The sequence below is a fragment of the Cupriavidus plantarum genome (assembly GCF_905397285.1).
Taxonomy (GTDB): Bacteria; Pseudomonadota; Gammaproteobacteria; order Burkholderiales; family Burkholderiaceae; genus Cupriavidus; species Cupriavidus plantarum.
The window spans coordinates 601,226-623,993 of the sequence record NZ_CAJPUX010000001.1 but is presented as its reverse complement, the minus strand read 5'-3'; the positions used below and the strand labels follow the sequence as shown (position 1 = coordinate 623,993).

Genomic DNA, 22,768 nt, shown 5'->3' with positions numbered 1-22,768 from the left:
CATGATGCACACCGCGACGCCGTACGCCCCGGGCCGGCATCTGTCGGCCACCGCGCTCGGCCTCTCCCTCGTCGAATGCCTCGTCACGCTCGTCATCGCCGCGATCCTTGCGGCCATCGCCTATCCCACGCTGCGCGGCATCGTCGCCGAGCAGATCGTGATGCATGCCGCCGACCGGCTCGCGGCGTCGCTCGCGCTGGGCCGCAGCACCGCGGCCACGCAATTGTCCGATATCGCGCTGATCCCGCTCGATGGCCACGCCGACCTGAACGGCGGTTGGCAGGTCTTGTCCGCGGCCAGCCCGGAAGCGCCGTTGCTGACCGTGCCGATACCGGAACCCTGCCTCCGCATCGCCCCGCGCGCCCACCGTCACGCCAGCTACGGCGCCAACCCAGGCGCCAACCCAGGCAAGAGCAGCCATGACGCCCGCGACGCACACCCGCCCGGCATCCGATGGACGGCTGTGGGATACTCACGGTCTGAGCGTGGCGGCTTTCACGCCGTGACGTTCGTGGTCCGTTGCCATGGCGCGCAGCGGCAGGTCAGGCTCGGTGCGCAAGGCAGGATTCGCATCTGCCGGCCGGCCACTGACCGCGACTGCGATGGATAACGCGAATACCACGTGCACCGCTCGCCATTTCACCACGCAAGGCTTGTCAGGCCAGACCGTATGTTTTCCGATTCCGATCACGCCGCCATGGAACAGGCGCTCGCGCTCGCGGCGCGAGGCATGTTCACGACCACTCCCAATCCGCGCGTCGGTTGCGTCCTGATCCGCGACGGCGAGGTTATCGGCCAGGGCTACACGCAGCCTGCGGGACAGGACCACGCCGAGATCCAGGCCATGAAGGACGCGCTGTCGCGCGGCATCGATCCCCGCGGCGCCACGGCATACGTCACGCTCGAGCCATGCAGCCATTTCGGCCGCACGCCGCCGTGCGCGGACGCGCTCGTGCGCGCGGGCATCGCGCGCGTGGTGGCGGCGATGGAAGATCCAAACCCGTCCGTCTCCGGCCGCGGACTGCAACGCCTGCGTGACGCCGGCATCGACGTACGCTGCGGGCTGCTGGAAAAGGAAGCGCGCGATCTGAACATCGGCTTTGTCTCTCGCATGACGCGCGGCACGCCATGGGTGCGCGTAAAGGTGGCGGCATCGATCGACGGCGGCACCGCGCTGCATGACGGCACGAGCCAGTGGATTACCGGCCAGGCCGCGCGCGACGACGGCCACGCCTGGCGCGCGCGCGCCTGTGCGATTCTCACCGGTATCGGCACCGTGCGTGACGACAACCCCGAGCTGACCGTACGCGCGATTCCCACGCCGCGCCAGCCGCAGCGCGTGCTCGTGGACTCGCGCCTGCAAGTCCCGCTCGACGCACGCATGCTCGCGCGCGACACCGGCGATTTCGCCAAGCCCGTGCTGATCTTCTGCGCGATCGACGACGCATCGCGCCGCAAGGCGCTGGAGGCGCGCGGCGTCGAGGTCGTGGTCCTGCCGAATCCGCACGGCAAGGTCGAACTGCGTAAGATGCTCGAGGTCCTCGGCCAGCGCGGCATCAACGAATTGCACGTCGAGGCGGGCTACAAGCTCAATGGATCGCTGATCCGCGAAGGATGCGCCGACGAGCTGCTGATCTATCTCGCGCCGAAGCTGCTCGGCGATGCGCAGGGCATGTTCAACCTGCCGCCGCTTGCACGCCTCGACGACGCCCCCGCATTCCACTGGCACGACATGCGCCAGATCGGCGACGACCTGCGCCTGATCGCGCGTCGCGCGAGCGTTTCATCATGACAACCGGCTTCTGAAGAGATCCACCATGTTCACTGGCATTGTCGCGGCCGTCGGCCGCATCGAATCCGTTTCTCCGCTCGGCGACGCCGACGCGGGCGTGCGCCTGCGCATCGCCGCGGGCGCGCTGAACCTGTCCGATGTCGCGCTCGGCGACAGCATTGCGATCCAGGGCGCGTGCATGACGGTGGTTGCGCTGGAAGCGGGCCAGTTCGACGTCGACGTCTCGCGCGAATCGCTCGACAAGACGGTCGGCCTCGACCGTCCCGGACGCGTGAACCTCGAAAAGGCGCTGACGCTCGCGGACCGCCTCGGCGGCCATCTGGTGTCGGGGCACGTCGATGGCCTCGGCGAGGTCACGCACTTCGCGCCAGTTGGCGAATCGCATGAACTGCGTATCCGCGCGCCGCGCGAACTGGGCAAGTACCTTGCGTACAAGGGCTCGGTCGTCGTCAACGGCGTGTCGCTGACCGTGAACCGCGTCACCGACCAGGCCGACGGCTGCGAATTCTCGATCAACCTGATCCCGCATACCGTGGAAGTGACGACGCTGCAGGAACTGCAGGCCGGCGCGCGCGTGAATCTGGAGATCGACCTCATCGCGCGCTATGTGGAGCGCATGCTCTCGGCCGGCGCCCTTCCCGACGCCCGTCCCGACGCCCCTTCGCTGACCTAGGGTCCAGAGTCCAGGGTCTGGGTCTGAGATCACGCGGTCACGCGTTCGCGCGTTCACACGTCATCAGATCGGCCCGGCCGCATCCTGCACCGGCGCCACCGACGCCCCCTCGATGCCATGCCGCTTGAGGGCGGCCGCGACGAAGCCGCTCGCTTTCATATCCTCCACGAAGCGGCGCAGCAGTTCGACCACGGCAGGCGGGCGCGACTTCGGCACGCCCATCGCCTGCTGGATCACCATGAAGCGCCCCGGTAGCAGCCGCACGCCGCCCACGCGCTGCGCGTCGGACTCCAGTTGCTGGCGCACGCCCGCGGCAACGTCGAGCTTCTGCTGAAGGAAGGTATCGACCACCGCCTGCGACGTCGGCGCGCGCACGATCTCCGCGTGCTTGAGTTCCCGCGTCAGATACAGATCGTAGGCGCTTCCCTTGCCCACCGTCACGCGGCGGCCCGGCTGATCGACCTCGGCGTTGTCCTGTAGCGGCGAGTCGTCGCGCACCAGATAGGCGCCTTCGATCAGCACATACGGCGCCGTGAACGAGATGCCCGCGCCGCGCACGGGGTCGATCGCGAAAAATCCGAAATCGGCCTGCTCGTTGGTCACGGCGTCCACGGACTTGCCCGCCGCGTCGAAGACGACGAGCTGCACGTCCATGCCGGCCCGCCGTGCGAACTCGCGGGCGAGATCGATCGACACGCCGAACGGCTTGCCATCCGCATCGAGGTTCGCGAGGATCGGGTTACCGACGTTGATGGACGCGCGCAGGGCGCCAGTGGGTGCGAGTTCGGCAATCAGCTGGGGATCGATGGCTGTCATGGGCGCGGGTCTCCGGTTGTCGGGATGATGTACCGTACTGCGGGGCATTGTCCAGCGCACGGCACAGCCGGGCAGGGCAACGTCAGGACAACGTCGGCAGACCTGATGAGCGGCGGCTTGGCGTACAATACCGGCCTTGATTCCCGGCCGGGACTGCCCGGCCTTGACCGCGGCGGCGCACGGCGCCTCGCACCTGCCCTCCTCTCCGGCCTCCGCCCAGTTTCCTGAGTCGCCCCTGCCATGACAATCGCCCGTACCGAAGACATCATCGCCGACATCCGCGCCGGCCGCATGGTTATCCTCGTCGATGAAGAAGATCGCGAGAATGAGGGGGATCTGGTCCTGGCCGCGGATTTCGTGACGCCGGAAGCCATCAATTTCATGGCGAAGTTCGGCCGCGGGCTCATCTGCCTGACGCTGACCGCCGAACGCTGCCGCCAGCTCGACCTTCAGCCGATGGTCTCGCGTAACGGCACCGTGCACGGCACCAATTTCACGGTGTCGATCGAAGCGGCCGAAGGCGTGACCACCGGCATCTCGGCCGCGGACCGCGCGCGCACCGTGCAGGCCGCCGTGGCCCGCGACGCGCGTCCGTCGGACCTCGTCCAGCCTGGCCATATCTTTCCGCTGACCGCCCAGCCCGGCGGCGTGCTGATCCGCGCCGGCCATACGGAAGCGGGCTGCGATCTCGGCGCGCTGGCCGGCCTGACCCCGGCCGCCGTCATCTGCGAAATCATGAAGGACGACGGCACCATGGCCCGGCTGCCGGACCTGATCGAGTTCGCGCGCGAGCACGACCTCAAGATCGGCACCATCGCGGACCTGATTCACTACCGCAGCCGTACCGAAAGCATGATCGAGCGCATGGGCGAACGCGCCATGCAAACGCCGTTCGGTACGTTCCATACCGTGGCCTATCGCGACAAGGCGAGCGGCCGCGCCCATCTGGCGCTGGTCAAGGGCGAGCCGAAGCGCGACCGGGAGACGCTGGTCCGCGTGCACGAGCCGCTGTCCGTGCTGGATGTGCTGGAAGTCTCGCGCACCACGCACTCGTGGAGTGTCGCCGCCGCGCTCGAGGCCGTGGGCCGCTCGGAAGCGGGCGTGGTGGTGCTGCTGAACTGCGGCGATTCCCCGGACGGGCTGCTCGCGCAATTCACGGCGCTCGACAAGCCGCAGGAGCCGACCCGCCGCACCAAGCCCGACCTGCTGATCTACGGCGTGGGCGCGCAGATCCTGCGCGACATCGGCGTGGGCAAGATGCGTGTGCTCGGCTCGCCACAGAAAATGCCGAGCATGACGGGCTACGATCTCGAAGTGACCGGCTGCCGGCCGATGGACGGCGAACCGTCCTGCGACTGAGCCGCCGGACGACAGACCACAATCCGACGACGGGGAAGGACCGCCAGCGTGCCGCCCGCCCCGCAAACCGAACAACAGGAGAAATGACAATGGATCACGGCTTCTACCCCAGCAATCTGGATGGTGAAGGCCTGCGCATCGGTATCGTGCAGGGCCGTTTCAACGAACCGGTCTGCGACGAACTGCGCGAAGCCTGCGTCGCCGAGCTCGAGAAGCTTGGCGTGGAAGGCGAGGACACGCTGGTCGTGACCGTGCCGGGCGCGCTGGAGATTCCGCTCGCGCTGCAGAAGATGGCCGAGAGCGGCCAGTTCGACGCGCTGATCGCGCTGGGCGCCGTCGTGCGCGGCGAGACGTATCACTTCGAACTCGTGTCGAACGAGTCCGGCCAGGGCATCACGCGCGTCGGCCTGGACTTCAACCTGCCGATCGCCAATGGCGTGCTGACTGTTGACACGGATGCCCAGGCCCATGCCCGCACGCGCGAGAAGGGCCGCGACTGCGCCCGCGCCGCCGTGGAAATGGCCAATCTGGTTGCCGCGCTGGATTCGCTGCGCGACCACGATCGCGAAGAAGACGACGAGGACGAAGATGAGTGACACGCGCGATACCGGCGATCAGGCCGGCAAGCCGGCCCAGCAGGCGCGCACCGAGCCCAAGGCGCCGCCGAAGAGCGCGCGCCGCCGCTCGCGCGAACTCGCGCTGCAGGGCCTCTATCAGTGGCTGCTGAATCGCAACGACATCGGTGCGATCCAGGCCCACCTGCATGACGCCCAGGGTTTCAACAAGGCCGACCGCGAACACTTCGACGCGCTGCTCAACGGCGCCGTGCGGGAAGAAGCGCGCCTGACGGCGGCGTTCGAACCGTTCCTCGACCGCACCGTGGACGAACTGTCGCCCGTGGAGCGCGCGGCGCTGCTCGTCGGCAGCTACGAGCTCGTGCACTGCCTCGACATCCCGTACAAGGTCGTGATCAACGAAGCCGTGGAACTGACCAAGACGTTCGGCGGCGTGGAAGGCTACAAGTATGTGAATGGCGTGCTGGACAAGCTGGCCGCCCAGGTGCGCGCGCCGGAAGTCGCCGCGCGCCGCTGAATCGAATCGAGTTGACGCGCATGGACGCCAGGCATATCGCCACGGCCGCACGGCTGGCCCATATCGAACCGTTCCACGTCATGGAACTGGCCAAGCAGGCCGCCGAGCTCGAGCGCGCCGGCCGCCATGTCATCCACATGGGGATCGGCGAACCGGACTTCACGGCCGCCGCACCGGTGGTCCACGCAGCGGAAGCCGCCATGCGCCGGGGCGTCACTCAGTACACGGGCGCGCTCGGCATTCATGCGCTGCGCGAGGCCATCGCCGGGTACTACAAGACCGCTTACGGCATCGATATCCCCGAACGCCGCGTGATCGTGACGGCGGGCGCCTCGGGCGCCCTGCTGCTCGCTTGCGCGGTGCTCGTCGAGATCGGCGCCGAGGTGCTAATGCCGGATCCGAGCTATCCGTGCAACCGCCACTTCGTCGCGGCCTTCGACGGCCATGCGCGCATGATCCCGAGCGGTCCCGCCGAGCGCTTCCAGCTCACAGCCGAGCAGGTCGCGGCCAACTGGGGGACGGATACGCGTGGCGTGCTGCTGGCATCGCCGTCCAATCCGACCGGCACCTCGATCCTGCCCGAAGAACTGCGCAAGATCCTCGCTGAAGTGCGCGCGCGCGACGGCTTCGCGATCGTCGACGAGATCTATCAGGGCCTGTCGTACGACGCCCCGCCCGTGTCGGCGCTGTCCCTCGACGACAACGTCGTCACGGTCAACAGTTTCTCCAAGTATTTCAACATGACGGGCTGGCGCCTCGGCTGGCTCGTAGTGCCCGACGCGCTGGTCCCGGCCTTCGAGAAAGTGGCGCAGAACCTGTTTATCTGCGCCTCGGCGGTGGCCCAGCATGCCGCCCTCGCCTGCTTCTCCCCCGCCGCGCTCGAGATCTACGACGCGCGCAAGGCCGAGTTCCACCGCCGCCGCGACGCGATCGTGCCCGCGCTCGAAGCGCTGGGCCTGCGCGTGCCAGTCAAACCCGACGGGGCTTTCTACGTCTATGCGGACTGCCGTCACATCAACCATCCGTTCGCGGGCGATGCGGACAAGCTGACGCAGGCGATCCTGCACGATGCGGGCGTGGTGTTGGTGCCGGGGACGGACTTCGGTCCGCATACGGCGCGCGACTATCTGCGCATCTCGTATGCGACGTCGATGGAGAACATCGAGGAGGCGATGCAGCGCCTGCATCATTTCCTGCGGTAGCCGGGGCTACGCAAACGCCCGCCAAGGCCGCCAAGGCCTCCGACAGCGCGACCCGCCCCATAAAACGAAAAAAGCACCCGAGGGTGCTTTTTTCTTGTGCGACGTCTGGCGGGATCGCCGTAGTAAGGTCCTTCTGTCGCGCCCTTCGATCACGCCGCCTGGGCGGTGCTGCCCGATGCCTCGAGCTTTTCGGTCGCCGGCTTGCTGTCGTTCTGCTTGGCGGGACCGGTGTCGCCCGGCAGGCCCAGCAGCGCGCGCAGACGCGCACGTTCCGCCAGCACCTTGGCGCCGTAACCGCCGTCGCCGGTCGAGGTCGAGCCCACGTAGAAACGCAGACCGCCTTCGAGCGAACCGGCACGCGCGATGCAGTCCTTCAGCACCAGCGCGCCGATCTTGATATTGGCGTACGGGTTCAGCGCTTCGGTTACGCCGCCAACGGCTTCGTACTTGTCCGAGTGCACCTTGGTCATGACCTGCATCAGGCCCTGCGCGCCGACGCCGCTTTCGGCGTACGGATTGAAGCTGGACTCGATCGCGATAACGCCAAGAATCAGCAGCGGGTCGATGCCGACCTCGCGGCCGGTCAGGTACGCCGCCTTCACGAGTTGCCCCGTGGCCTGCGACGCCACGCGATACTTGCGCGCGATGTACTCGGCCACCGTGGCTTGTTCGCGCGCCGTCCCCAGCGCCGTCGAATTGCGCGCATCCATCGCGACGCGCGTCACCGGAATCTGCGCGGCCAGGTGCGCCACCGAGGGCACCTTCGCGGCCGACGCCACGCTCCACTCGTCCACGCCCGACACGGTCGGCAGACCGGCCGTGGCACCGCCCCTGCCATTGCTGACAGCGGCGTTCAGGCGCGCGGCGGCCACGTCGGCGGAAACCGCCGGCACGCCACTGCCCGGGACATTGTTCGCATGCGCCGAAGGCATGGCGGCACCGATCAGCACCGCGGGCGCTTCCTTGCCCGCCAGCGCGCCGGCCAGCGAGGTACGCCATTGCTGGCTCACCGTCAGCGACACCGCCGCGGCTACCGACAACACGCCGAGACTGTTCAGCGTGTACTTCAAGGTCGTGCGGCCGCCTCGCAAGGCACGGCTCGCAACCGGGTGAGCCAGGCGCAATTGCAACGGCCCGTTCACACCGGGTACCGGACGTCTGATGCGGACCTGCAATGCCCGCCCGACGCCGGGAAGATGAAGGGTTTTCCAACCGCTCATACTTACCTCCATCCGCTGTCCGCTGCAAACGCACAAATGAATGCTCACCGTGCGCGCCCGATCTCAACGTATTCAAGTAAGGATGCCGCAACCATCTAGCAGGTGATGGCCAGCATCTGTTGGCAGGGCGCTCCCCGTGCGCCCAACGTGAAACAGGGTACGCTCTTGGGGAAACGCACCCTGCCGCTAAACATGCTTACCGCTCCTGTCGCCTGTGGCCTTTGGACCGGTCTGATGAGGGCCATCGCGCGAGGGCTTTTTCTGCAGCACCCACTTGACAGTGGGAAAAAAGCCATGTTGCGACGCAACACCTCATGAAGCAGACCGGATTGTAGGAACGCTTTTATACATCGTCAAGAATAAAGACCACTACAATCACTACTTTTAGATATATGTAACAGAGCCGTTTAGGTCGTGCAAGCATCACGCGGGGGGGCGCAATGGCAGTGCTGGCCTCGCTTCCCGGACATTGCCGACAGTCTCTGACCACGCCGATCTTTACAATTTCACGACGCGCTTCGACACATTTTTTTTGCTTCGTTGCGGCCGTGTGTGTATTGTTATCCACCCCTTCCCAAGCGGGGCGCGCCGTTCCGAAACGCGTGCTCTTTGGACGAATTTTCTATGCAATACAAAGACTTGCGCGACTTCGTCGCGCAACTGGAAACGCAGGGCGAGCTCAAGCGCATCGCCAAACCCATCTCGCCGCGGCTGGAGATGACCGAGATTTGCGACCGCATCCTGCGGTCCGGCGGACCCGCCGTGATGTTCGACAACCCCCGCAACGACGCGCGCACCGACGGCCCTGACGCTATCTATAGCGTGCCCGTGCTCGCCAATCTGTTCGGCACGACACGCAGGGTTGCGCTCGGCATGGGCGCGGAATCGCTTGAGGATCTGCGCGACATCGGCCGCGTGCTGTCCGTGCTCAAGGAACCCGAGCCGCCGCGAGGCCTGCGCGAAGCGGGCAAGCTGTTCACCCTCGCCAAGTCCGTGTGGGACATGGCGCCCAAGCGCGTGAACAGCCCCGCATGTCAGGAGGTGGTGTGGGAAGGCAACGACGTGGATCTCTCGCGCCTGCCGATCCAAACGTGCTGGCCCGGCGATATCGCGCCGCTGATTACATGGGGCCTCGTCGTGACGCGCGGTCCGAACAAGAAGCGCCAGAACCTCGGCATCTACCGCCAGCAGGTGATCGGGCGCAACAAGGTCATCATGCGATGGCTCGCGCATCGCGGCGGCGCGCTCGACTTCCGCGAGCACGCGCAGCGGCATCCGGGCCAGCCGTTTCCGATCGCCGTGGCGCTCGGGGCCGATCCCGCGACGATCCTGGGCGCCGTGACGCCCGTGCCCGACACGCTGTCGGAGTACCAGTTCGCGGGCCTGCTGCGCGGCAGCCGCACCGCGCTCGCCACCTGCATCACGCCGACGCTCTCCGAGCTCAACGTGCCGGCCTCGGCGGAGATCGTGCTCGAAGGCCATATCCAGCCCGATGCGAACCACCCGAGCGGCTACGAGCATGCGCTTGAAGGCCCGTACGGCGACCACACGGGCTATTACAACGAGCAGGACTGGTTTCCGGTCTTCACGATCGACCGCATCACGATGCGGCGCAACCCGATCTACCACTCGACGTACACGGGGAAGCCGCCCGACGAGCCCGCGATGCTCGGCGTTGCCCTGAATGAAGTGTTCGTGCCGCTGCTGCAAAAGCAGTTTCCCGAGATCACCGACTTCTATCTGCCGCCCGAAGGCTGCAGCTATCGCATGGCGGTCGTCCGCATGAAAAAGCAGTACGCCGGCCATGCCAAGCGCGTGATGTTCGGCGTCTGGAGCTTCCTGCGGCAGTTCATGTATACGAAGTTCATCGTTGTGGTGGACGACGACATCGACGCGCGCGACTGGAAAGAGGTGATCTGGGCGATCACCACGCGCGTGGACCCCACGCGCGATACGGTGATGGTCGACAACACGCCCATCGACTACCTGGACTTCGCGTCCCCGGTGTCCGGCCTCGGCTCGAAGATGGGCATCGATGCCACCGACAAGTGGCCCGGCGAAACCACGCGCGAGTGGGGCACGCCGATCGTGATGGACGATGCCGTCAAGGCGCGTGTGGATGGACTCTGGGAAACGCTATTCGATCGCTGACCTACCGACCAGGAGGAGACATGACACTTCCCATAGAGGAAGGCGCCGTAGAGCGTGCAGAAGGGGCATTGTTGTGGACGCCGTCGCCGGCGTTCGCGCGCGATAGCCGGCTTGCCGCCTTCATGACGTGGCTGCGCGAGACGCGCGCGCTGGACTTCGCCGACTACGAAGCCCTGTGGCGGTGGTCGGTCGACGACCTCGAAACGTTCTGGGACGCGCTGCGCGCGTATTTCGACGTCCGCTTCGATACCCCGCCCCGCACCGTGCTCGAACGCCGCGTCATGCCGGGCGCGCAATGGTTTCCGGGCGCGACACTCAACTACGTGCGGCAGGTGTTCCGCCATGCCGGCACCGGCGATGCGCGGCAACGCCCCGCCATCCGCCACGCCGGCGAGGCGCAGCCGCTTGCCGATATCAGCTGGGATGCGCTCGAGGCGCAGGTTGCCTCGCTCGCCCACGCCCTGCGCGGCATGGGCGTCGGCCAGGGCGACCGCGTGGTTGGCTACCTGCCGAACATTCCCGCGACCGTCGTGGCGTTCCTTGCCACGGCGAGCCTTGGGGCCATCTGGTCCGGTTGCGCGCCCGACATGGGCCAGGTCGCGGTGATCGACCGCTTCCGGCAGATCGAACCGAAGGTGCTGATCGCCATCGAGGGCTACCGCTACGGCGGCAAGGCGCACGACCGCGCCGCGGTGGTCGCCGATCTCGTCGCGGCCCTTCCCTCGCTGACGGATGTCGTACGCGTGGGGGCCGGCGGTGGCATCCATCCCGCCCATCCCAACCATCCCTCCCCCGATCCTGCCCATCGAAATGATCGCCCCACGCCGCCGCTGCCCGCCGGCGACGGACGCGTGCGCTGGCACGACTGGGACGCCACCCTCGCGCAAGGCGTGGCGCAGGGCGTGACACTGACCCCGACCCCGGTGCCATTCGACCATCCGCTATGGATCGTCTATTCGTCCGGCACCACGGGCATGCCAAAGCCCATCGTCCACGGGCATGGCGGCATCGTGCTCGAGCAGCTCAAGCTGCTCGCTTTCCACGCGGACATCGGCCCCGACGACGTTTATCACTGGTACAGCAGCAGCGGCTGGATCATGTGGAACGCGCAGGTGGGCGGCCTGCTGGCCGGCGCGACCATTGCGCTCTACGACGGCAACCCGGGCTGGCCCGATGCCAGCGTGCTATGGCGCTTTGCCGACGCCGCGCGCGTCACGATATTCGGCGCGGGCGCGGCGTTCTTCACGGGCAACATGAAGGCGGGCATCGTGCCCGCCGAGGTGGCGGACCTGTCGCGCCTCCGCGCGATCGGCTCCACGGGCTCGCCATTGCCCGCTGAAGCTTACGCATGGATCCATCGCGCCATTCGCGACGATCTGTGGATTGCGCCGATCTCTGGCGGCACCGATTTCGCCGGCGCGTTCGTCGCCGGCTGCCCGCTGCTGCCCGTGCATGCGGGAGAAATGCAGTGCCGCTGCCTCGGCGCACGTGTGGAGGCGTTCGATGATGCGGGCCAGCCGGTGATCGATCAGGTCGGCGAACTCGTCTGTACCGAACCGATGCCGTCCATGCCGCTGTTTCTGTGGGGCGATGCCGACGGCAAGCGCTATCGCGACAGCTACTTCGACATGTGGCCGAACGTCTGGCGCCATGGCGACTGGATCAGGATCACCTCACGCGGCGGCGCCATCATCTACGGGCGGTCGGATGCGACGATCAACCGCCACGGCATCCGCATGGGGACGAGCGAACTCTATCGCGTGGTCGAAGAGCTGCCGGAAGTGCTCGACAGCCTCGTCGTCGACCTCGAGTATCTGGGGCGGGAATCTTACATGCCGTTGTTCGTGGTGCTGCGCGACGGCCATACGCTCGACGATGCCCTGCGCGCGACACTGTGCGCGCGCATTCGCGCCGCGCTGTCGTCGCGGCATGTCCCGAACGAGATCGTGCAAGTCCCCGCGGTACCGCGCACGCTGTCGGGCAAGAAGATGGAGGTGCCCATCAAGAAGCTGCTCCTCGGCCACGCGCGCGACAAGATCGCCAATCGCGACGCGATGGCCAATCCCGAGAGCCTCGACTGGTACTTCGCGTATGCAGACCGTTTTGCGGATCGCGCGGAAACCCCGGAGATGCGATAGCCTTGCCACTTTCTTCGCGGAGATCGCGCCCATGACGACGGCAATGACGCAACGCTTCCAGGGGCAGGACTTGCTACGCATCGGCGCAGGCGACAGCTACCTGCTGCTCGCCCCCGAACACGGCGGCCGGCTCGTCCGCTGGGTCCACCGCGGCGAAGACATCCTGTACTGGCCGGACAACGCCGACTGGACCCGCGTGGCAAAGGTGCGCGGCGGCAATCCGCTGCTATTTCCGTTCATCGGCCGGCATTTCGTCGATGGGGAAGCCGGAAAATGGCGCGACGCCGACGGCGTCGTTCGTGACATGCCGCAGCACGGGTTCGCGCGGGACCTGCCGTTCGCGGTGACGGAACGGTCGGACGACGCGGTCAGCCTGACGCTTTCTGCGTTGGCTTCATCGGCGACTACGCATGCCGCGTATCCCTTCGCTTTCGCCTTCACGGTGACATACCGGCTGCTGCCCGACGGTCTCGAAGCCACCTTCGCCATTCGGAACGACGGCGCGGCGCCGCTTCCCCACTATGCGGGCCATCACTTCTACTTCGCGCTGCCCCATGGGGCACGGGGCCAGAGCCGCCTCTCGCTGCCAGCGGCCGCACGCGTGCGCCAACTCGGCGATGGCAGCCTGACGGCGCCAGAGCCGGGCGACCCCACCTATACGATCGACGACGCGCGGCTGCAGGACACGTACCACGTCCTGCAAGGCGATACGGGTGCCGTCCGGCTGGAACTGCCTTCGCGCACCATCAGCATCGCACTCGATGGTGCCCCCGATAGTGCACCGAACACACCCTGGTACGCCGTCACGACGTGGACCGAGGCGGCGGAATCCGATTTCTACTGCGTCGAGCCATGGCTGGGTCTGCCGAACGCCATCGACCATCGGCACGGCCTGCATTGGGTCGCGGCCGGAACCACGGCTTCGGCCTCCTGCCGTTTGCGTATCGTGTGATCTTTCGCCCGTCCCGTTTGGGGTATCCTTGCCGTCTTTTGGCCTCACGAAGCGCCGCTTAGAAGAGAGTTCGACAGTATGGGTGTCATCGCCATGGCGGGAGCCGTGTTCTATTTCTGGAGGTTCGCAAGCCGGCGGGCAGCCGTCGTCTTGCTAATGTTCCTCGTGCTCGGCTTCGTGGCGTACTGGAACAACCTCGACGGCCGACGCTGCGATGGCAAGACCTGGTTCTGCGACCTCGTGCCCGAACGCATCAAGGCGGAAGCCCCACCCCCGCCGCCGCCCGAGCCCTGCCCGCCAGACGAGCCCATCACCACGCGTATCTTTGAAAGCGATGCGGCCAACGCCGAATTCCATCGCCAGGTAGCGGCCGGCGTGTGCCAGCGCACCGCGATCGACCGGATTGCCAGAGGCTGGAAGGCCCCGTTCAGTCCGGACTACAAGCCGTGACCCGCTAGCACCAGAGAGAAGGAATCCAAAGGGATGGGATCGTTCCGTCTGCTGCTCGCCATCGCCGTCGTCGTCGCGCATTCCGCGCCGCTGTTCGGCCTCCAGCTCACGGGAGGCGCGGTGGCGGTGCAGGCGTTCTATATCGTGTCGGGCTTCTATGTCTCGCTGATCCTCAACGAGAAGTACGGACCGGGCGCGGCGGGGACCCGACTGTTCTATTCAAACCGGTTCCTGCGGATCTACCCGATCTACTGGACCGTCCTGCTGGCCTCCATCGCGCTGTCGTTCGTGGAGCGGTGGCAGCCGAGCATCCATACGACCGGCGCGCTTGACAATCTGATTCGCGATTTCCCCGGCCTCAGCCTCGGCGGCAAGCTCTATATCCTCGTCACCAACGTGTCGCTGGTGGGCATGGACTGGGGCAATTTCCTTCGCTTCGATGATGGCCATATCCAGGCCACGGTCAACGCATTCCAGCATCGGCCCCGCGCGTACGAGATGGACTTCGTGCCGCAGGCGTGGACCCTCGGCGTGGAAGTCGTCGTCTACCTGATCGCCCCGTTCCTGTTCCGCCGCAGCGTGCCCGTGCTCGCCGCCATCGTCGCCCTCACGACGGCCGCGCGCGCGTACGCGTTCCACCTCGGCCTCACCGAGGATCCGTGGACGTATCGCTTCTTCCCGTTCGAACTTGGATTGTTCGTCCTCGGCTCGATCGCCTACCGCGTCTACAAGGCGGACACGATCCTGAACCAGCGTTACGCGGGATGGATATGCCTCGCAGCCGTGCTCGGACTGACCTTCTATTTCCCTCACCTGTCGGCTGCCCCGTCGGTCATCCCCGGCTTCCAGGCGGGACAGTTGCTGTACCTGCTCGCGGTGTTCATCGGCATTCCGGCAATCTTCCAGCTCACGAAAACCAACAAGACCGACCGCTGGATCGGAGAGCTCTCCTACCCTGTCTACCTGAGCCAGATGATGATCATCCCGCTATGCAGCGGGCAGTTCGGACCCGGCAACATCTATCCCGTCATCGGCACCGTCGCCGTGTCCGCGCTGATCGTGCTGCTCATCGACCGCCCGCTCGAAAAATTCCGGCAGGCGCGGGTCCGGAGGGTCAAAGGCGCGCAGTGGTCGGCGCCGGCGTGATAAGCCAAAGCGCAGCCACAGCAACAATGAGGATGTAGCGGCACGCGCACACGCTTGCGCTCGGCGTGTTATCCCGCATAGAATGGTGGGTTCGCGGGCGTCGTATAATGGCTATTACCTTAGCTTCCCAAGCTAAAGACGTGGGTTCGATTCCCATCGCCCGCTCCACTTCTTACTGAACAAGCCGCACAAGGCAGCCGGTCCTCTAGCGAGATCTCTCGCGTGACTGGCGACGCGCCCGGCGGCTTTTTTGTTGCCATGCTTCCCCAAGAGCCGATCGAACCGACCCCGGACGAGCAGTCCGACGCGGACGGTACCCTGCCTGCGGGCACGCCTCCCGATGATGTTGCGCATCCGCGCCGCATTCGCTCGTTCGTCCGGCGCGCCGGGCGGACCTCCATCGGGCAGCAGCGTGCGATCGACGAGCTCGGGCCGCGTTTCCTCGTGCCGTATGCGCCCGCGCCGCTCGATATCGTTGCGACCTTCGGGCGGGTTGCGCCGACCATCCTCGAGATCGGATGCGGGATGGGCGAGACCACCGCGCATATCGCGCAGCTGCGCCCGCAGGACGATTTTCTTGGCTGTGAAGTACACGAGCCCGGTGTGGGCGCGCTGCTGAAGCAGATCGGCGAGCGTGGCCTTGGCAACGTGCGGATCTTCCAGCATGACGCCGTCGAAGTCGTTGCACATATGCTCACCGAGCAGTCGCTCGATGGCGTGCATATCTTCTTCCCCGATCCGTGGCACAAGAAGCGCCACAACAAGCGCCGCCTCGTGCAGCCGCCGCTGGTCAAGCTGCTGGCCTCGCGCCTGAAGCCCGGCGGCTATATCCATTGCGCGACCGACTGGGAAGAGTATGCGTATCAGATGGTCGAGGTGCTGCGCGGCGAGCCCACGCTGGAGAACACGTCCTCAGCGGTGGATGGTTTTGCCGAGCGGCCGGACTATCGCCCCGTGACCAAGTTCGAGCGCCGCGGGGTGCGGCTGGGCCATGGGGTATGGGACGTCGTGTTCCGCAAGAAGTAAAAAAAGCGCTGACCGAGTCAGCGCTTTTTTTATCCGCGGCCGAAGCAGTTCACGCGTGCCACGACACGATGCCCGTGTACGCGGTGACCAGCACGATCACGCCGAACGCGATGCGGTACCACGCGAACGGTTTGAAGTCGTGCGTCGCCACGAATCGCAGCAGCCAGCGCACGCACAGGAACGCCGAGAGGAACGCGAACACGAAGCCGATGGCGAAGATGCCGAGGTCGTCGGCGGAGAGCACCGAGCGGGCCTTGTAGAGTTCGTAGACCGTCGCGCCGAAGATCACGGGAATCGCGAGGAAGAACGAGAACTCCGTGGCCACCTGACGCGACAGGCCGAAGATCATGCCGCCGATGATCGTGGCGCCGGAACGCGAGGTGCCTGGCACGAGCGCGAAGCACTGCGCGATGCCGACCTTGATCGCATCGCGCCAGTTCAGGTCATCGACCGACTCGATGCGCGGCGCGCCGGCCTTCGCGGCCTCCAGCAGCGCGTTGCCCTGCGGATGAGACACCGTGCCGCGGCGCGCATCGCGCCATTCCGCCCACAGGATCACGAAGCCGCCGACGATAAAGGCGAGCGCCACGGTGATGGGATTGAACAGATGGGCCTTGATCCACTTGCCGAACACCAGCGCAAGCACGATCGCGGGAATGGTGGCCACGATGACGTTGACCGCGAACCGCTGCGCCTTGCGATCGGTCGCCAGCCCCGCCACGACATTGACGATGCGCTGCCGGAACTCCCAGCACACCGCGAGAATCGCGCCGAACTGGATCACGATCTCGAAGATCTTGCCCTTCTCGTCGTTGAAGTCGAGCAGTTGTCCGGCAAGAATCAAGTGGCCGGTACTGGAGATCGGCAGGAACTCCGTCAGTCCTTCGACGATGCCGAGGATCACGGCTTTCAGGGCGAGTGCGATGTCCATGCGTTACGGGTAATTGAGATGTTGTTGTTGTCGCAGACTACGGCCGGTTGATCTTCACGTTGATGCCGTCCGGCAGCACCGTGATTGTACCGGGCTCCACCTGCATTCCCGCATAGCGCAACTGCTCCGGCTTGAACGTGTAAAGCGGATAGCCCTGCAGCAGTTGCTCCGCGAGGATGCCGCCGAGCGCGTTGAGCTGACGCGAAAAATCGCCCGGCAGACCCTGCACGTCGAACTGCCGCACCTCGGGGTCCTGCAGGACCAGCGAATGCGACGGCGGATCGTAGCGCAGCGCGCTGTCGAGCGCGAATCGTCCGTTGAGCGGCTGGCGGAAGAACAAGCGGTTATCGACCTTCGCGTCGAACTGCACGGTCACGCGATTGCGCGCGGCGTCGAGTACCAGTTGAGGATTCGTCAGTTGCACGTCGAACAGCTCCATATAACGCTTGCTAAACGGAAACTTCCGTTCGAGCGCCGACTGAAGCTGCGACTGAGAGAAGGTATATTCATTGCCGATTCCGGCGCAGCCGGCAAGCCAGCCAGCCGCGCTCACGGCCGTGGCAAGGCCGGCGGCGGCCAGCCAGCGCCGGCGGGACATCAGGATCATCTGGAATCCTCCATCAGTGTGGTTCGGATGGACTGCGGTCCGGCGCGGTCAGGATTTCGAGCCGCGTCAGCCATTGCAGCGCGGATTCGCGCGAGTCGCCGCACATCTCCGCCGACGGCCGCAGGCCGCCACAGAACGCGGGGCGCTCGGGCTGGCCGAATACCGCGCAGCGGTAGTCGGGCAGCAACTGCGCGCACGGCAAGCCGGCCGGCTTGCCGTCAGGCATGCCGGGCAGCGGCGAGGCGATCGACGGCGCGATACAGCAGGCGCCGCAGCCATCGCGGCAGGACAGTTGAGACTGGCAAGCCATGACAAAGGTTTCAGCGGGAGCAACAAAGGCGACATTGTGCCTGAGTGCGTGCACTGCACCCGGGGCGGCTTGACCGGCCCCGGCCGCTGGCCTACATTACTGACCCATAAGTTATTTATTAGCAAGCCTGCCGTGCCCGCCCGTCCCCCCTCCCGGAATCCGAGCCTGACCGCCATCGCGTCGCCGGCAGATGCCCGCCGCTGGACGCGGCGCAAGGCCGCGCGTCCGCAGGAACTGGTCGCCGCGGCGCTCGAGCTGTTCGTCGAACGTGGTTTCGCCGCAACACGCCTCGAGGACGTCGCGGCTGCCGCGGGGGTGTCCAAAGGCACCGTGTACCTCTACTTCGCGAACAAGGAAGAGCTGTTCAAGACCGTGGTGCGGGAGAACATGATTCCCGCGCTCATGAAGGGCGTCGACCTCGTGGACAGCTACGAGGGCTCCACGCCGGAGTTGCTGCGCGAACTGCTGCTCGGATGGTGGGGCCTGATCGGCGCCACGCCGGTGGCGGGCCTGACCAAGCTGATCATGGCCGAGTCCGGCAATTTCCCCGACATTGCGCAGTTTTACCAGAACGAAGTCATCGAACCCGGCGAGCGGCTGTTCGCGCGCGTGCTGGAGCGCGGCGCGGCGCGCGGGGAGTTCCGGCCGCTGCCCGCCAACCCCTGCACCACCCTGTTCTGCGCGCCGCTGGTCTACCTGATGATCTGGCAGCGCGCGTTTAGTAATGTGTCGTGCGAGCCGATCGACCCGAACGCGTTCGTCGATCAACTGCTGCACATGCTGCTGTTCGGCGTGACGACGGGCCCCGCCCGGGATACCGCCCTGCCGCCGCCGTCCGGGCCGTTCATCTGGGAGCGCATCCGTGACGAGCTGCTGGCCGAGAAGGCCGCGGCGGACGCCCGGACGGGCACGGATGCGACATGATCAATCTTTTGCAGGCCCGCACTGCGCCGCGGCGGTAAAATAGCGGGCTTTCATGCATCTTTCCGGCCCATGACGCCGCTCGGCCGGGAAGCAGAATGGTAACAATGGTAGGCGCAAGGACACGCAAGATGGATCTCGAAAAAGCCCGTTTCAACATGATCGAACAGCAAATCCGCCCATGGGACGTGCTGGACCAGGAAATCCTGGACCTGCTCGCCGTGGTGAAGCGAGAGCAGTTCGTGCCCGCGGCCTACGCCGCGCTCGCGTTCGTCGACATGGAGATTCCGCTGCCCGCGGGCCAGAACATGCTGCCCCCGCGCGTGGAAGCGCGCCTGCTGCAGGATCTGGCGGTGCGCAAGCACGAGAACGTGCTCGAGATCGGCGCGGGTTCCGGCTACATGGCCGCCCTGCTGGCCAACCGCGCGCGCCACGTGCTGAGCGTGGAGATCGAGCCCGAGCTGGTCGCGATGGCCCGCAAGAACCTGACGGCCGCCGGCGTGGGCAATGCCGAAGTCGTCGAAGGCAATGGCGCGGAAGGCTGGCCCGCCTCCGCGCCGTACGACGTGATCTGCATCTCGGCGTCGGTGCCCGAGCTGCCGCAGTCGATCCTGTCGCAGATCAAGGTCGGCGGCCGCATCGCCGCGATCGTCGGTACCGTGCCCGTGATGGAAGCGCGCATCATCACGCGCGTGTCGGAGACCGAATACCAGGCCGTCAATCTGTTCGAGACCGTCGTGAAGCCGCTCCAGGGCGCCGCCCAGACGTCGCGTTTCAAGTTCTGAGGAGCGTCCGCATGCAGGTGATTTCCGCAACCGAACTTTCGCAGTGGCTGTCCGCGCCCGATCGCAGGAAGCCCGTGCTGCTGGACGTGCGCGAGGACCTGGAGGTCCGCACCGCCGCAATGCCGGGCATCACGCATATCCCGATGGGGCAGATTCCGGCCCGCATGGGCGAACTCGACGACGAGACGGAAATCGTCTGCATCTGCCACCACGGTGCGCGCAGCATGCAGGTAGCGAGCTTCCTCGAGCGTCAGGGCTATGCGCACGTCTACAACCTGACCGGCGGTATCCACGCCTGGTCCACCGAGGTCGATCCCTCGGTGCCGCAGTACTGAGTCGACCTTCTTCGCAGTAAGGAGCCCCATCCGGGGGTGCGGCTCCGGCAGTCCCCCGAGGTCCCGGCTTGCCGGTTTCCCGGCACGTCCGTGGCCTCGTCTCCGGTTTCATCCGCCCGCTTCACTCGCAGTTACACCGCAGCACCCGATAATTGACCGCGCACAGCGCGGCAAGCAGGAGAAGTCATGAGTCTCGCGCCAAAGTCACTGGCACTCGTCGCGTCGCTGGTGCTGCTGCATGGTCCGGCCGCGTCCGCAGCGGACCTGCTCCAGGTCTTTCGCGACGCGCAGTCCAACGACGCGCAGTTCGCGAGCGCCCGCGCCCAGCTGCTGGCCACGCGCGAGCGGCTGCCTCAGGCGAGGGCGGGACTGCTGCCGAATGTCGCGGGCTCGGCGGGCTCGACACGGACGAAGGTCGACCAGTATGCGCCGGTCGAGGGCGACCGCTTCATCAACAACAGCGCGTGGGCGCTGCAGCTGACGCAGCCGCTGTTCCGCTGGGACCGGTGGGAGACGTACAAGCAGGGCGAACTGGCCACGCTTGCGGGCGAGGTATCGTTCCAGCAGGCGCAGCTCGACCTGATCACGCGCGCGTCGCAGGCCTACTTCGACGTGCTGGCCGCGCAGGACAACCTGTACCTCGCGCAGGCGCAGAAGAAGGCGATCGGCGAACAGCTCGAACAGGCAAAGCGGAATTTCGAGGTGGGCACCGCGACGATCACCGATGCCAACGACGCGCAGGCCCGCTACGACCTCGCCACCTCCACGGAGATCGCCGCGCGGAACGCGCTCGAGGTCAGCCGCGCCACGCTGCAGCAGATCACGGGCAAGTCCGTCGATGAACTGCTCGGGCTGCGCGCGCAGGCCCAGATCCCGGGGCCGATTCCCGCCGATGTGAACGCGTGGGCCTCGCAGGCGGAGCAGAGCAATCTGCAGGTCAGCCTCGCGAACTACAACCTGGAGACGGCCGAACGCGAGACGAGCAAGGCACGCGGCGGCCACCTGCCTTCCGTGGATCTGGTGGCATCGTATGGCTATACCAACGCCACGGGCACGCAGACGCAGATCGTCAACCAGGCCGCGCGCTACAACAGCTCGCAGGTGGGCGTGCAACTGACGATTCCGATCTTCGCGGGCGGCGCGATCCAGTCGCGCGTCCGCGAGACCCTGGCGCTCGCCGACCGCGCCGCCGCGGATCTCGAATACGCCCGCCGCACGGCCGCGCAGAACGCGCGCCAGACGTTCTCGGGCGTGTACAACGGGCTCGCGCAGGTCAAGGCGCTGGAAGCCGCCGAACGCTCGGCGCTGAGCGCGGTGGAGTCGAACCAGCTCGGCTACGAAGTGGGTGTGCGTATCAACATCGACGTACTGAACGCCGAAGCGCAGCTGTTCCAGACGCGCCGCGACCTGTCCAAGGCGCGCTACGACACGATCATGAACGGGCTGCGACTGAAGGCAAGCACGGGCGTGCTGTCGGAAGACGACGTCGTGCAGATCAATACGCTGCTGACCGAACACACGGGGGCGATGTACGAGCTGCCGGACTGGAAGCGGCTGAACAATCTCGGGCCGCGGAACAACGCCCCTCGCCCTGCGCCGCCGGCCGGCGCGATCGTGCGCTGATCAGATTTCCGCCGCGCGGCGGCTCGCCTGCGCGGCCGCCAGCGCGAGCAGCAATCCCACCGTGCCCGCATAGAAAACCATATTGGCCTGGTGGGCCATCGTCACCTGCGTCAGACCGCAGATCAACATCGCCGCGATGGCGCAGACGCCCCCGCCCGCGATGCTCTCGCCCACCTCGCACCCCGCGCGCCGCGATTGCCGCATGCGCCGCCAGAACAGGACGCCGGGCACCAGGAACAGGCCGAGCACGACGATCAGCCCCGGAATGCCGGTCGTCGACGCCGCTTCGAGCAGGTCGTTATGCGCGTGCTCGAGTTCGCAGACCAATGTCTCCTCTCGCGAACAGAACGTCGAGGCGTGCAGGATGCGCGCGAACTGGCCCACGCCCACGCCCATGATCGGGTGCGCGGCGATCGAATCGGCCGCAAGCTCCCACATCTTCAGACGCGCGCCGATCGACGTATCGACCTTGCCCTGCTGGTACAGGTGAATGTCGTCGACGATCTGGTCGACACGGCCCGTGACGGGACTGTTGGGGACGAAGTACGAACCGATCGCGATCAGCACGACGGCGCCGGCGGATGCCACGAAGGCCGTCACGTTGAGCTTGCGGTGCCGCAGCAGCAGCATCGGCAGCATCGTGATCAACATCGCGAGCATGGCGCCACGGGTGCCGTTGATCGCGATGATCAGTGCCGCGCAGAGGATATTGCCCCACGCTTCCCCATGCGTGCGCCGTTGGGCGCCGGCACGCACGAACCCGATCAGGCCGAACACGGCGACCATGTTGGCGAAGGCGATCGGCTGCACCCACGCGGACGGACGCAGGTTCCCCTGAACGATCCGCTGGTAGCAAACGATCAGCAGCGCGCCGGCGAGCGCGATGGTAATGCCTCGCCAGAGCGCGCGCGTGCTGGGCTGGACGTGGAGGAAGACCCAGCACGTCAGGATCGCGAGCAGCGTCCGTGACGGGTTGTCGAGTACGTCCCAATGCGTGCGGAAATAGATGCGCGACGCCAGATACACGAGCAGGAACGCAAAGACCGCGACCGAGAGGGGCAGCAGCACGTCGCGATAGGTTCGCCACGTCTGCCCCATGCCGCGGTAGCGCAGGAGCGCAAGCAGGCCGACGCATCCCATGAAAACGCCGGCCCCGCGCGGCACGCACAGCAGCAGGATCGGAAAGGCAAAAACCAGTGCGTCGGCGAACGTAGTCGAGGCGGGGCGGCGGAGCATGTT

At 66.3% G+C, this 22,768-nt stretch carries 23 protein-coding genes and 1 tRNA gene; 18 read left to right on the top strand and 6 right to left on the bottom strand.

Annotation, left to right across the window (positions count from 1 at the left end):
* The first annotated feature begins 1 nt into the window (after nucleotide 1).
* The 3 genes from KHP16_RS02905 to KHP16_RS02895 are packed head-to-tail and all read left to right on the top strand — an operon-like array spanning nucleotide 2 to nucleotide 2,465.
* Nucleotides 2–610 (top strand): GspH/FimT family protein, encoded by a 609-nt coding sequence (locus KHP16_RS02905; protein WP_244214665.1) that lies wholly within the window; start codon nucleotides 2–4, stop codon nucleotides 608–610.
* Nucleotides 611–670: 60 nt separating this feature from the next.
* Nucleotides 671–1,792, top strand: a complete 1,122-nt coding sequence (gene ribD / locus KHP16_RS02900) for a bifunctional diaminohydroxyphosphoribosylaminopyrimidine deaminase/5-amino-6-(5-phosphoribosylamino)uracil reductase RibD (protein ID WP_211959549.1) — start codon at nucleotides 671–673, stop codon at nucleotides 1,790–1,792.
* Between the two features lie 25 nt (nucleotides 1,793–1,817).
* Entirely contained in the window at nucleotides 1,818–2,465 is a 648-nt protein-coding gene (locus KHP16_RS02895; RefSeq protein WP_211959548.1) for a riboflavin synthase, read from the top strand.
* Between the two features lie 63 nt (nucleotides 2,466–2,528).
* Here KHP16_RS02895 and KHP16_RS02890 read toward each other — a convergent pair whose 3' ends face one another.
* Nucleotides 2,529–3,281 (bottom strand): ABC transporter substrate-binding protein, encoded by a 753-nt coding sequence (locus KHP16_RS02890; protein ID WP_109581877.1) that lies wholly within the window; start codon nucleotides 3,279–3,281, stop codon nucleotides 2,529–2,531.
* 240 nt (nucleotides 3,282–3,521) lie between these two features.
* On the opposite strand from KHP16_RS02890, the gene ribBA reads away from it, so the two are divergent.
* From ribBA to KHP16_RS02870, 4 genes are all read left to right on the top strand, one after another.
* Nucleotides 3,522–4,640 carry a bifunctional 3,4-dihydroxy-2-butanone-4-phosphate synthase/GTP cyclohydrolase II gene (gene ribBA / locus KHP16_RS02885; protein ID WP_109581878.1) on the top strand — a complete coding sequence of 373 codons (1,119 nt, stop codon included), beginning with the start codon at nucleotides 3,522–3,524 and terminating at the stop codon, nucleotides 4,638–4,640.
* An 89-nt stretch (nucleotides 4,641–4,729) separates the two neighbouring features.
* The gene (gene ribH / locus KHP16_RS02880; protein ID WP_109581879.1) at nucleotides 4,730–5,236 is read left to right on the top strand and encodes a 6,7-dimethyl-8-ribityllumazine synthase; all 507 of its coding nucleotides are present in this window, start codon (nucleotides 4,730–4,732) and stop codon (nucleotides 5,234–5,236) included.
* Nucleotides 5,229–5,732 carry a transcription antitermination factor NusB gene (gene nusB, locus KHP16_RS02875; protein WP_109581880.1) on the top strand — a complete coding sequence of 168 codons (504 nt, stop codon included), beginning with the start codon at nucleotides 5,229–5,231 and terminating at the stop codon, nucleotides 5,730–5,732. Before ribH ends, nusB begins: the two co-directional genes overlap by 8 nt.
* A 20-nt stretch (nucleotides 5,733–5,752) precedes the next feature.
* Complete coding sequence (locus KHP16_RS02870) at nucleotides 5,753–6,934, top strand: pyridoxal phosphate-dependent aminotransferase (protein ID WP_109581881.1); 1,182 nt, start codon at nucleotides 5,753–5,755, stop codon at nucleotides 6,932–6,934.
* 149 nt (nucleotides 6,935–7,083) lie between these two features.
* On the opposite strand, the gene KHP16_RS02865 is transcribed toward KHP16_RS02870, so the two are convergent.
* Complete coding sequence (locus KHP16_RS02865; RefSeq protein WP_179592808.1) at nucleotides 7,084–8,154, bottom strand: lytic transglycosylase domain-containing protein; 1,071 nt, start codon at nucleotides 8,152–8,154, stop codon at nucleotides 7,084–7,086.
* Nucleotides 8,155–8,778: 624 nt separating this feature from the next.
* Here KHP16_RS02865 and ubiD point away from each other — a divergent pair.
* The 7 genes from ubiD to trmB all read left to right on the top strand — a co-directional run bounded on the left by ubiD (nucleotide 8,779) and on the right by trmB (nucleotide 16,017).
* Complete coding sequence (gene ubiD, locus KHP16_RS02860; protein ID WP_211959547.1) at nucleotides 8,779–10,305, top strand: 4-hydroxy-3-polyprenylbenzoate decarboxylase; 1,527 nt, start codon at nucleotides 8,779–8,781, stop codon at nucleotides 10,303–10,305.
* A gap of 20 nt (nucleotides 10,306–10,325) precedes the next feature.
* The gene (locus KHP16_RS02855; RefSeq protein WP_211959546.1) at nucleotides 10,326–12,443 is read left to right on the top strand and encodes an acetoacetate--CoA ligase; all 2,118 of its coding nucleotides are present in this window, start codon (nucleotides 10,326–10,328) and stop codon (nucleotides 12,441–12,443) included.
* 31 nt (nucleotides 12,444–12,474) lie between these two features.
* Nucleotides 12,475–13,395 (top strand): aldose epimerase family protein, encoded by a 921-nt coding sequence (locus KHP16_RS02850; protein WP_211959545.1) that lies wholly within the window; start codon nucleotides 12,475–12,477, stop codon nucleotides 13,393–13,395.
* Nucleotides 13,396–13,473: 78 nt separating this feature from the next.
* Nucleotides 13,474–13,845 (top strand): hypothetical protein, encoded by a 372-nt coding sequence (locus KHP16_RS02845; protein WP_146208414.1) that lies wholly within the window; start codon nucleotides 13,474–13,476, stop codon nucleotides 13,843–13,845.
* Nucleotides 13,846–13,878: 33 nt separating this feature from the next.
* Nucleotides 13,879–14,991: an acyltransferase family protein gene (locus KHP16_RS02840; RefSeq protein ID WP_211959544.1), complete on the top strand. Its 1,113-nt coding sequence runs from the start codon at nucleotides 13,879–13,881 to the stop codon at nucleotides 14,989–14,991.
* A gap of 93 nt (nucleotides 14,992–15,084) precedes the next feature.
* Nucleotides 15,085–15,159, top strand: a tRNA-Gly gene (locus tag KHP16_RS02835).
* A gap of 90 nt (nucleotides 15,160–15,249) precedes the next feature.
* Nucleotides 15,250–16,017 carry a tRNA (guanosine(46)-N7)-methyltransferase TrmB gene (gene trmB, locus KHP16_RS02830; RefSeq protein ID WP_115953693.1) on the top strand — a complete coding sequence of 256 codons (768 nt, stop codon included), beginning with the start codon at nucleotides 15,250–15,252 and terminating at the stop codon, nucleotides 16,015–16,017.
* 49 nt (nucleotides 16,018–16,066) lie between these two features.
* Here the strand turns inward: trmB and KHP16_RS02825 are convergent, their stop codons facing one another.
* The 3 genes from KHP16_RS02825 to KHP16_RS02815 are packed head-to-tail and all read right to left on the bottom strand — an operon-like array spanning nucleotide 16,067 to nucleotide 17,865.
* The gene (locus KHP16_RS02825; RefSeq protein WP_115953694.1) at nucleotides 16,067–16,948 is read right to left on the bottom strand and encodes an undecaprenyl-diphosphate phosphatase; all 882 of its coding nucleotides are present in this window, start codon (nucleotides 16,946–16,948) and stop codon (nucleotides 16,067–16,069) included.
* A gap of 37 nt (nucleotides 16,949–16,985) precedes the next feature.
* Entirely contained in the window at nucleotides 16,986–17,555 is a 570-nt protein-coding gene (locus KHP16_RS02820) for a DUF1439 domain-containing protein (RefSeq protein WP_109581890.1), read from the bottom strand.
* A gap of 13 nt (nucleotides 17,556–17,568) precedes the next feature.
* On the bottom strand, nucleotides 17,569–17,865 hold the full coding sequence (locus KHP16_RS02815) for a YkgJ family cysteine cluster protein (RefSeq protein ID WP_179592805.1): 297 nt from the start codon (nucleotides 17,863–17,865) through the stop codon (nucleotides 17,569–17,571).
* Nucleotides 17,866–17,997: 132 nt separating this feature from the next.
* On the opposite strand from KHP16_RS02815, the gene KHP16_RS02810 reads away from it, so the two are divergent.
* The 4 genes from KHP16_RS02810 (at nucleotide 17,998) to KHP16_RS02795 (ending at nucleotide 21,529) form a co-directional block, all read left to right on the top strand.
* Nucleotides 17,998–18,789, top strand: a complete 792-nt coding sequence (locus KHP16_RS02810) for a TetR/AcrR family transcriptional regulator (protein ID WP_109581892.1) — start codon at nucleotides 17,998–18,000, stop codon at nucleotides 18,787–18,789.
* Nucleotides 18,790–18,917: 128 nt separating this feature from the next.
* Nucleotides 18,918–19,571, top strand: a complete 654-nt coding sequence (locus KHP16_RS02805) for a protein-L-isoaspartate O-methyltransferase family protein (RefSeq protein ID WP_109581893.1) — start codon at nucleotides 18,918–18,920, stop codon at nucleotides 19,569–19,571.
* A gap of 11 nt (nucleotides 19,572–19,582) precedes the next feature.
* The gene (locus KHP16_RS02800; protein WP_109581894.1) at nucleotides 19,583–19,906 is read left to right on the top strand and encodes a rhodanese-like domain-containing protein; all 324 of its coding nucleotides are present in this window, start codon (nucleotides 19,583–19,585) and stop codon (nucleotides 19,904–19,906) included.
* Between the two features lie 186 nt (nucleotides 19,907–20,092).
* Nucleotides 20,093–21,529, top strand: coding sequence for a TolC family outer membrane protein (locus KHP16_RS02795; protein ID WP_109581895.1), 1,437 nt, complete (start codon nucleotides 20,093–20,095; stop codon nucleotides 21,527–21,529).
* On the opposite strand, the gene KHP16_RS02790 is transcribed toward KHP16_RS02795, so the two are convergent.
* Nucleotides 21,530–22,765, bottom strand: coding sequence for an O-antigen ligase family protein (locus KHP16_RS02790; RefSeq protein ID WP_115953696.1), 1,236 nt, complete (start codon nucleotides 22,763–22,765; stop codon nucleotides 21,530–21,532). It abuts the gene before it with no gap.
* Nucleotides 22,766–22,768: the final 3 nt, after the last annotated feature.

Bases quoted from the DNA above. Each gene is read 5' to 3' on its own strand.
- KHP16_RS02850 (WP_211959545.1), top strand. From the start codon at position 12,475: ATGACGACGGCAATGACGCAACGCTTCCAGGGGCAGGACTTGCTACGC.
- ribBA (WP_109581878.1), top strand. From the start codon at position 3,522: ATGACAATCGCCCGTACCGAAGACATCATCGCCGACATCCGCGCCGGC.
- nusB (WP_109581880.1), top strand. From the start codon at position 5,229: ATGAGTGACACGCGCGATACCGGCGATCAGGCCGGCAAGCCGGCCCAG.
- KHP16_RS02805 (WP_109581893.1), top strand. From the start codon at position 18,918: ATGGATCTCGAAAAAGCCCGTTTCAACATGATCGAACAGCAAATCCGC.
- KHP16_RS02895 (WP_211959548.1), top strand. From the start codon at position 1,818: ATGTTCACTGGCATTGTCGCGGCCGTCGGCCGCATCGAATCCGTTTCT.
- ribD (WP_211959549.1), top strand. From the start codon at position 671: ATGTTTTCCGATTCCGATCACGCCGCCATGGAACAGGCGCTCGCGCTC.
- KHP16_RS02825 (WP_115953694.1), bottom strand. From the start codon at position 16,948: ATGGACATCGCACTCGCCCTGAAAGCCGTGATCCTCGGCATCGTCGAA.
- KHP16_RS02840 (WP_211959544.1), top strand. From the start codon at position 13,879: ATGGGATCGTTCCGTCTGCTGCTCGCCATCGCCGTCGTCGTCGCGCAT.
- KHP16_RS02800 (WP_109581894.1), top strand. From the start codon at position 19,583: ATGCAGGTGATTTCCGCAACCGAACTTTCGCAGTGGCTGTCCGCGCCC.
- ribH (WP_109581879.1), top strand. From the start codon at position 4,730: ATGGATCACGGCTTCTACCCCAGCAATCTGGATGGTGAAGGCCTGCGC.
- KHP16_RS02820 (WP_109581890.1), bottom strand. From the start codon at position 17,555: ATGATCCTGATGTCCCGCCGGCGCTGGCTGGCCGCCGCCGGCCTTGCC.
- KHP16_RS02870 (WP_109581881.1), top strand. From the start codon at position 5,753: ATGGACGCCAGGCATATCGCCACGGCCGCACGGCTGGCCCATATCGAA.
- KHP16_RS02815 (WP_179592805.1), bottom strand. From the start codon at position 17,865: ATGGCTTGCCAGTCTCAACTGTCCTGCCGCGATGGCTGCGGCGCCTGC.
- trmB (WP_115953693.1), top strand. From the start codon at position 15,250: ATGCTTCCCCAAGAGCCGATCGAACCGACCCCGGACGAGCAGTCCGAC.
- KHP16_RS02845 (WP_146208414.1), top strand. From the start codon at position 13,474: ATGGGTGTCATCGCCATGGCGGGAGCCGTGTTCTATTTCTGGAGGTTC.
- KHP16_RS02790 (WP_115953696.1), bottom strand. From the start codon at position 22,765: ATGCTCCGCCGCCCCGCCTCGACTACGTTCGCCGACGCACTGGTTTTT.
- KHP16_RS02905 (WP_244214665.1), top strand. From the start codon at position 2: ATGATGCACACCGCGACGCCGTACGCCCCGGGCCGGCATCTGTCGGCC.
- ubiD (WP_211959547.1), top strand. From the start codon at position 8,779: ATGCAATACAAAGACTTGCGCGACTTCGTCGCGCAACTGGAAACGCAG.
- KHP16_RS02795 (WP_109581895.1), top strand. From the start codon at position 20,093: ATGAGTCTCGCGCCAAAGTCACTGGCACTCGTCGCGTCGCTGGTGCTG.
- KHP16_RS02855 (WP_211959546.1), top strand. From the start codon at position 10,326: ATGACACTTCCCATAGAGGAAGGCGCCGTAGAGCGTGCAGAAGGGGCA.
- KHP16_RS02865 (WP_179592808.1), bottom strand. From the start codon at position 8,154: ATGAGCGGTTGGAAAACCCTTCATCTTCCCGGCGTCGGGCGGGCATTG.
- KHP16_RS02890 (WP_109581877.1), bottom strand. From the start codon at position 3,281: ATGACAGCCATCGATCCCCAGCTGATTGCCGAACTCGCACCCACTGGC.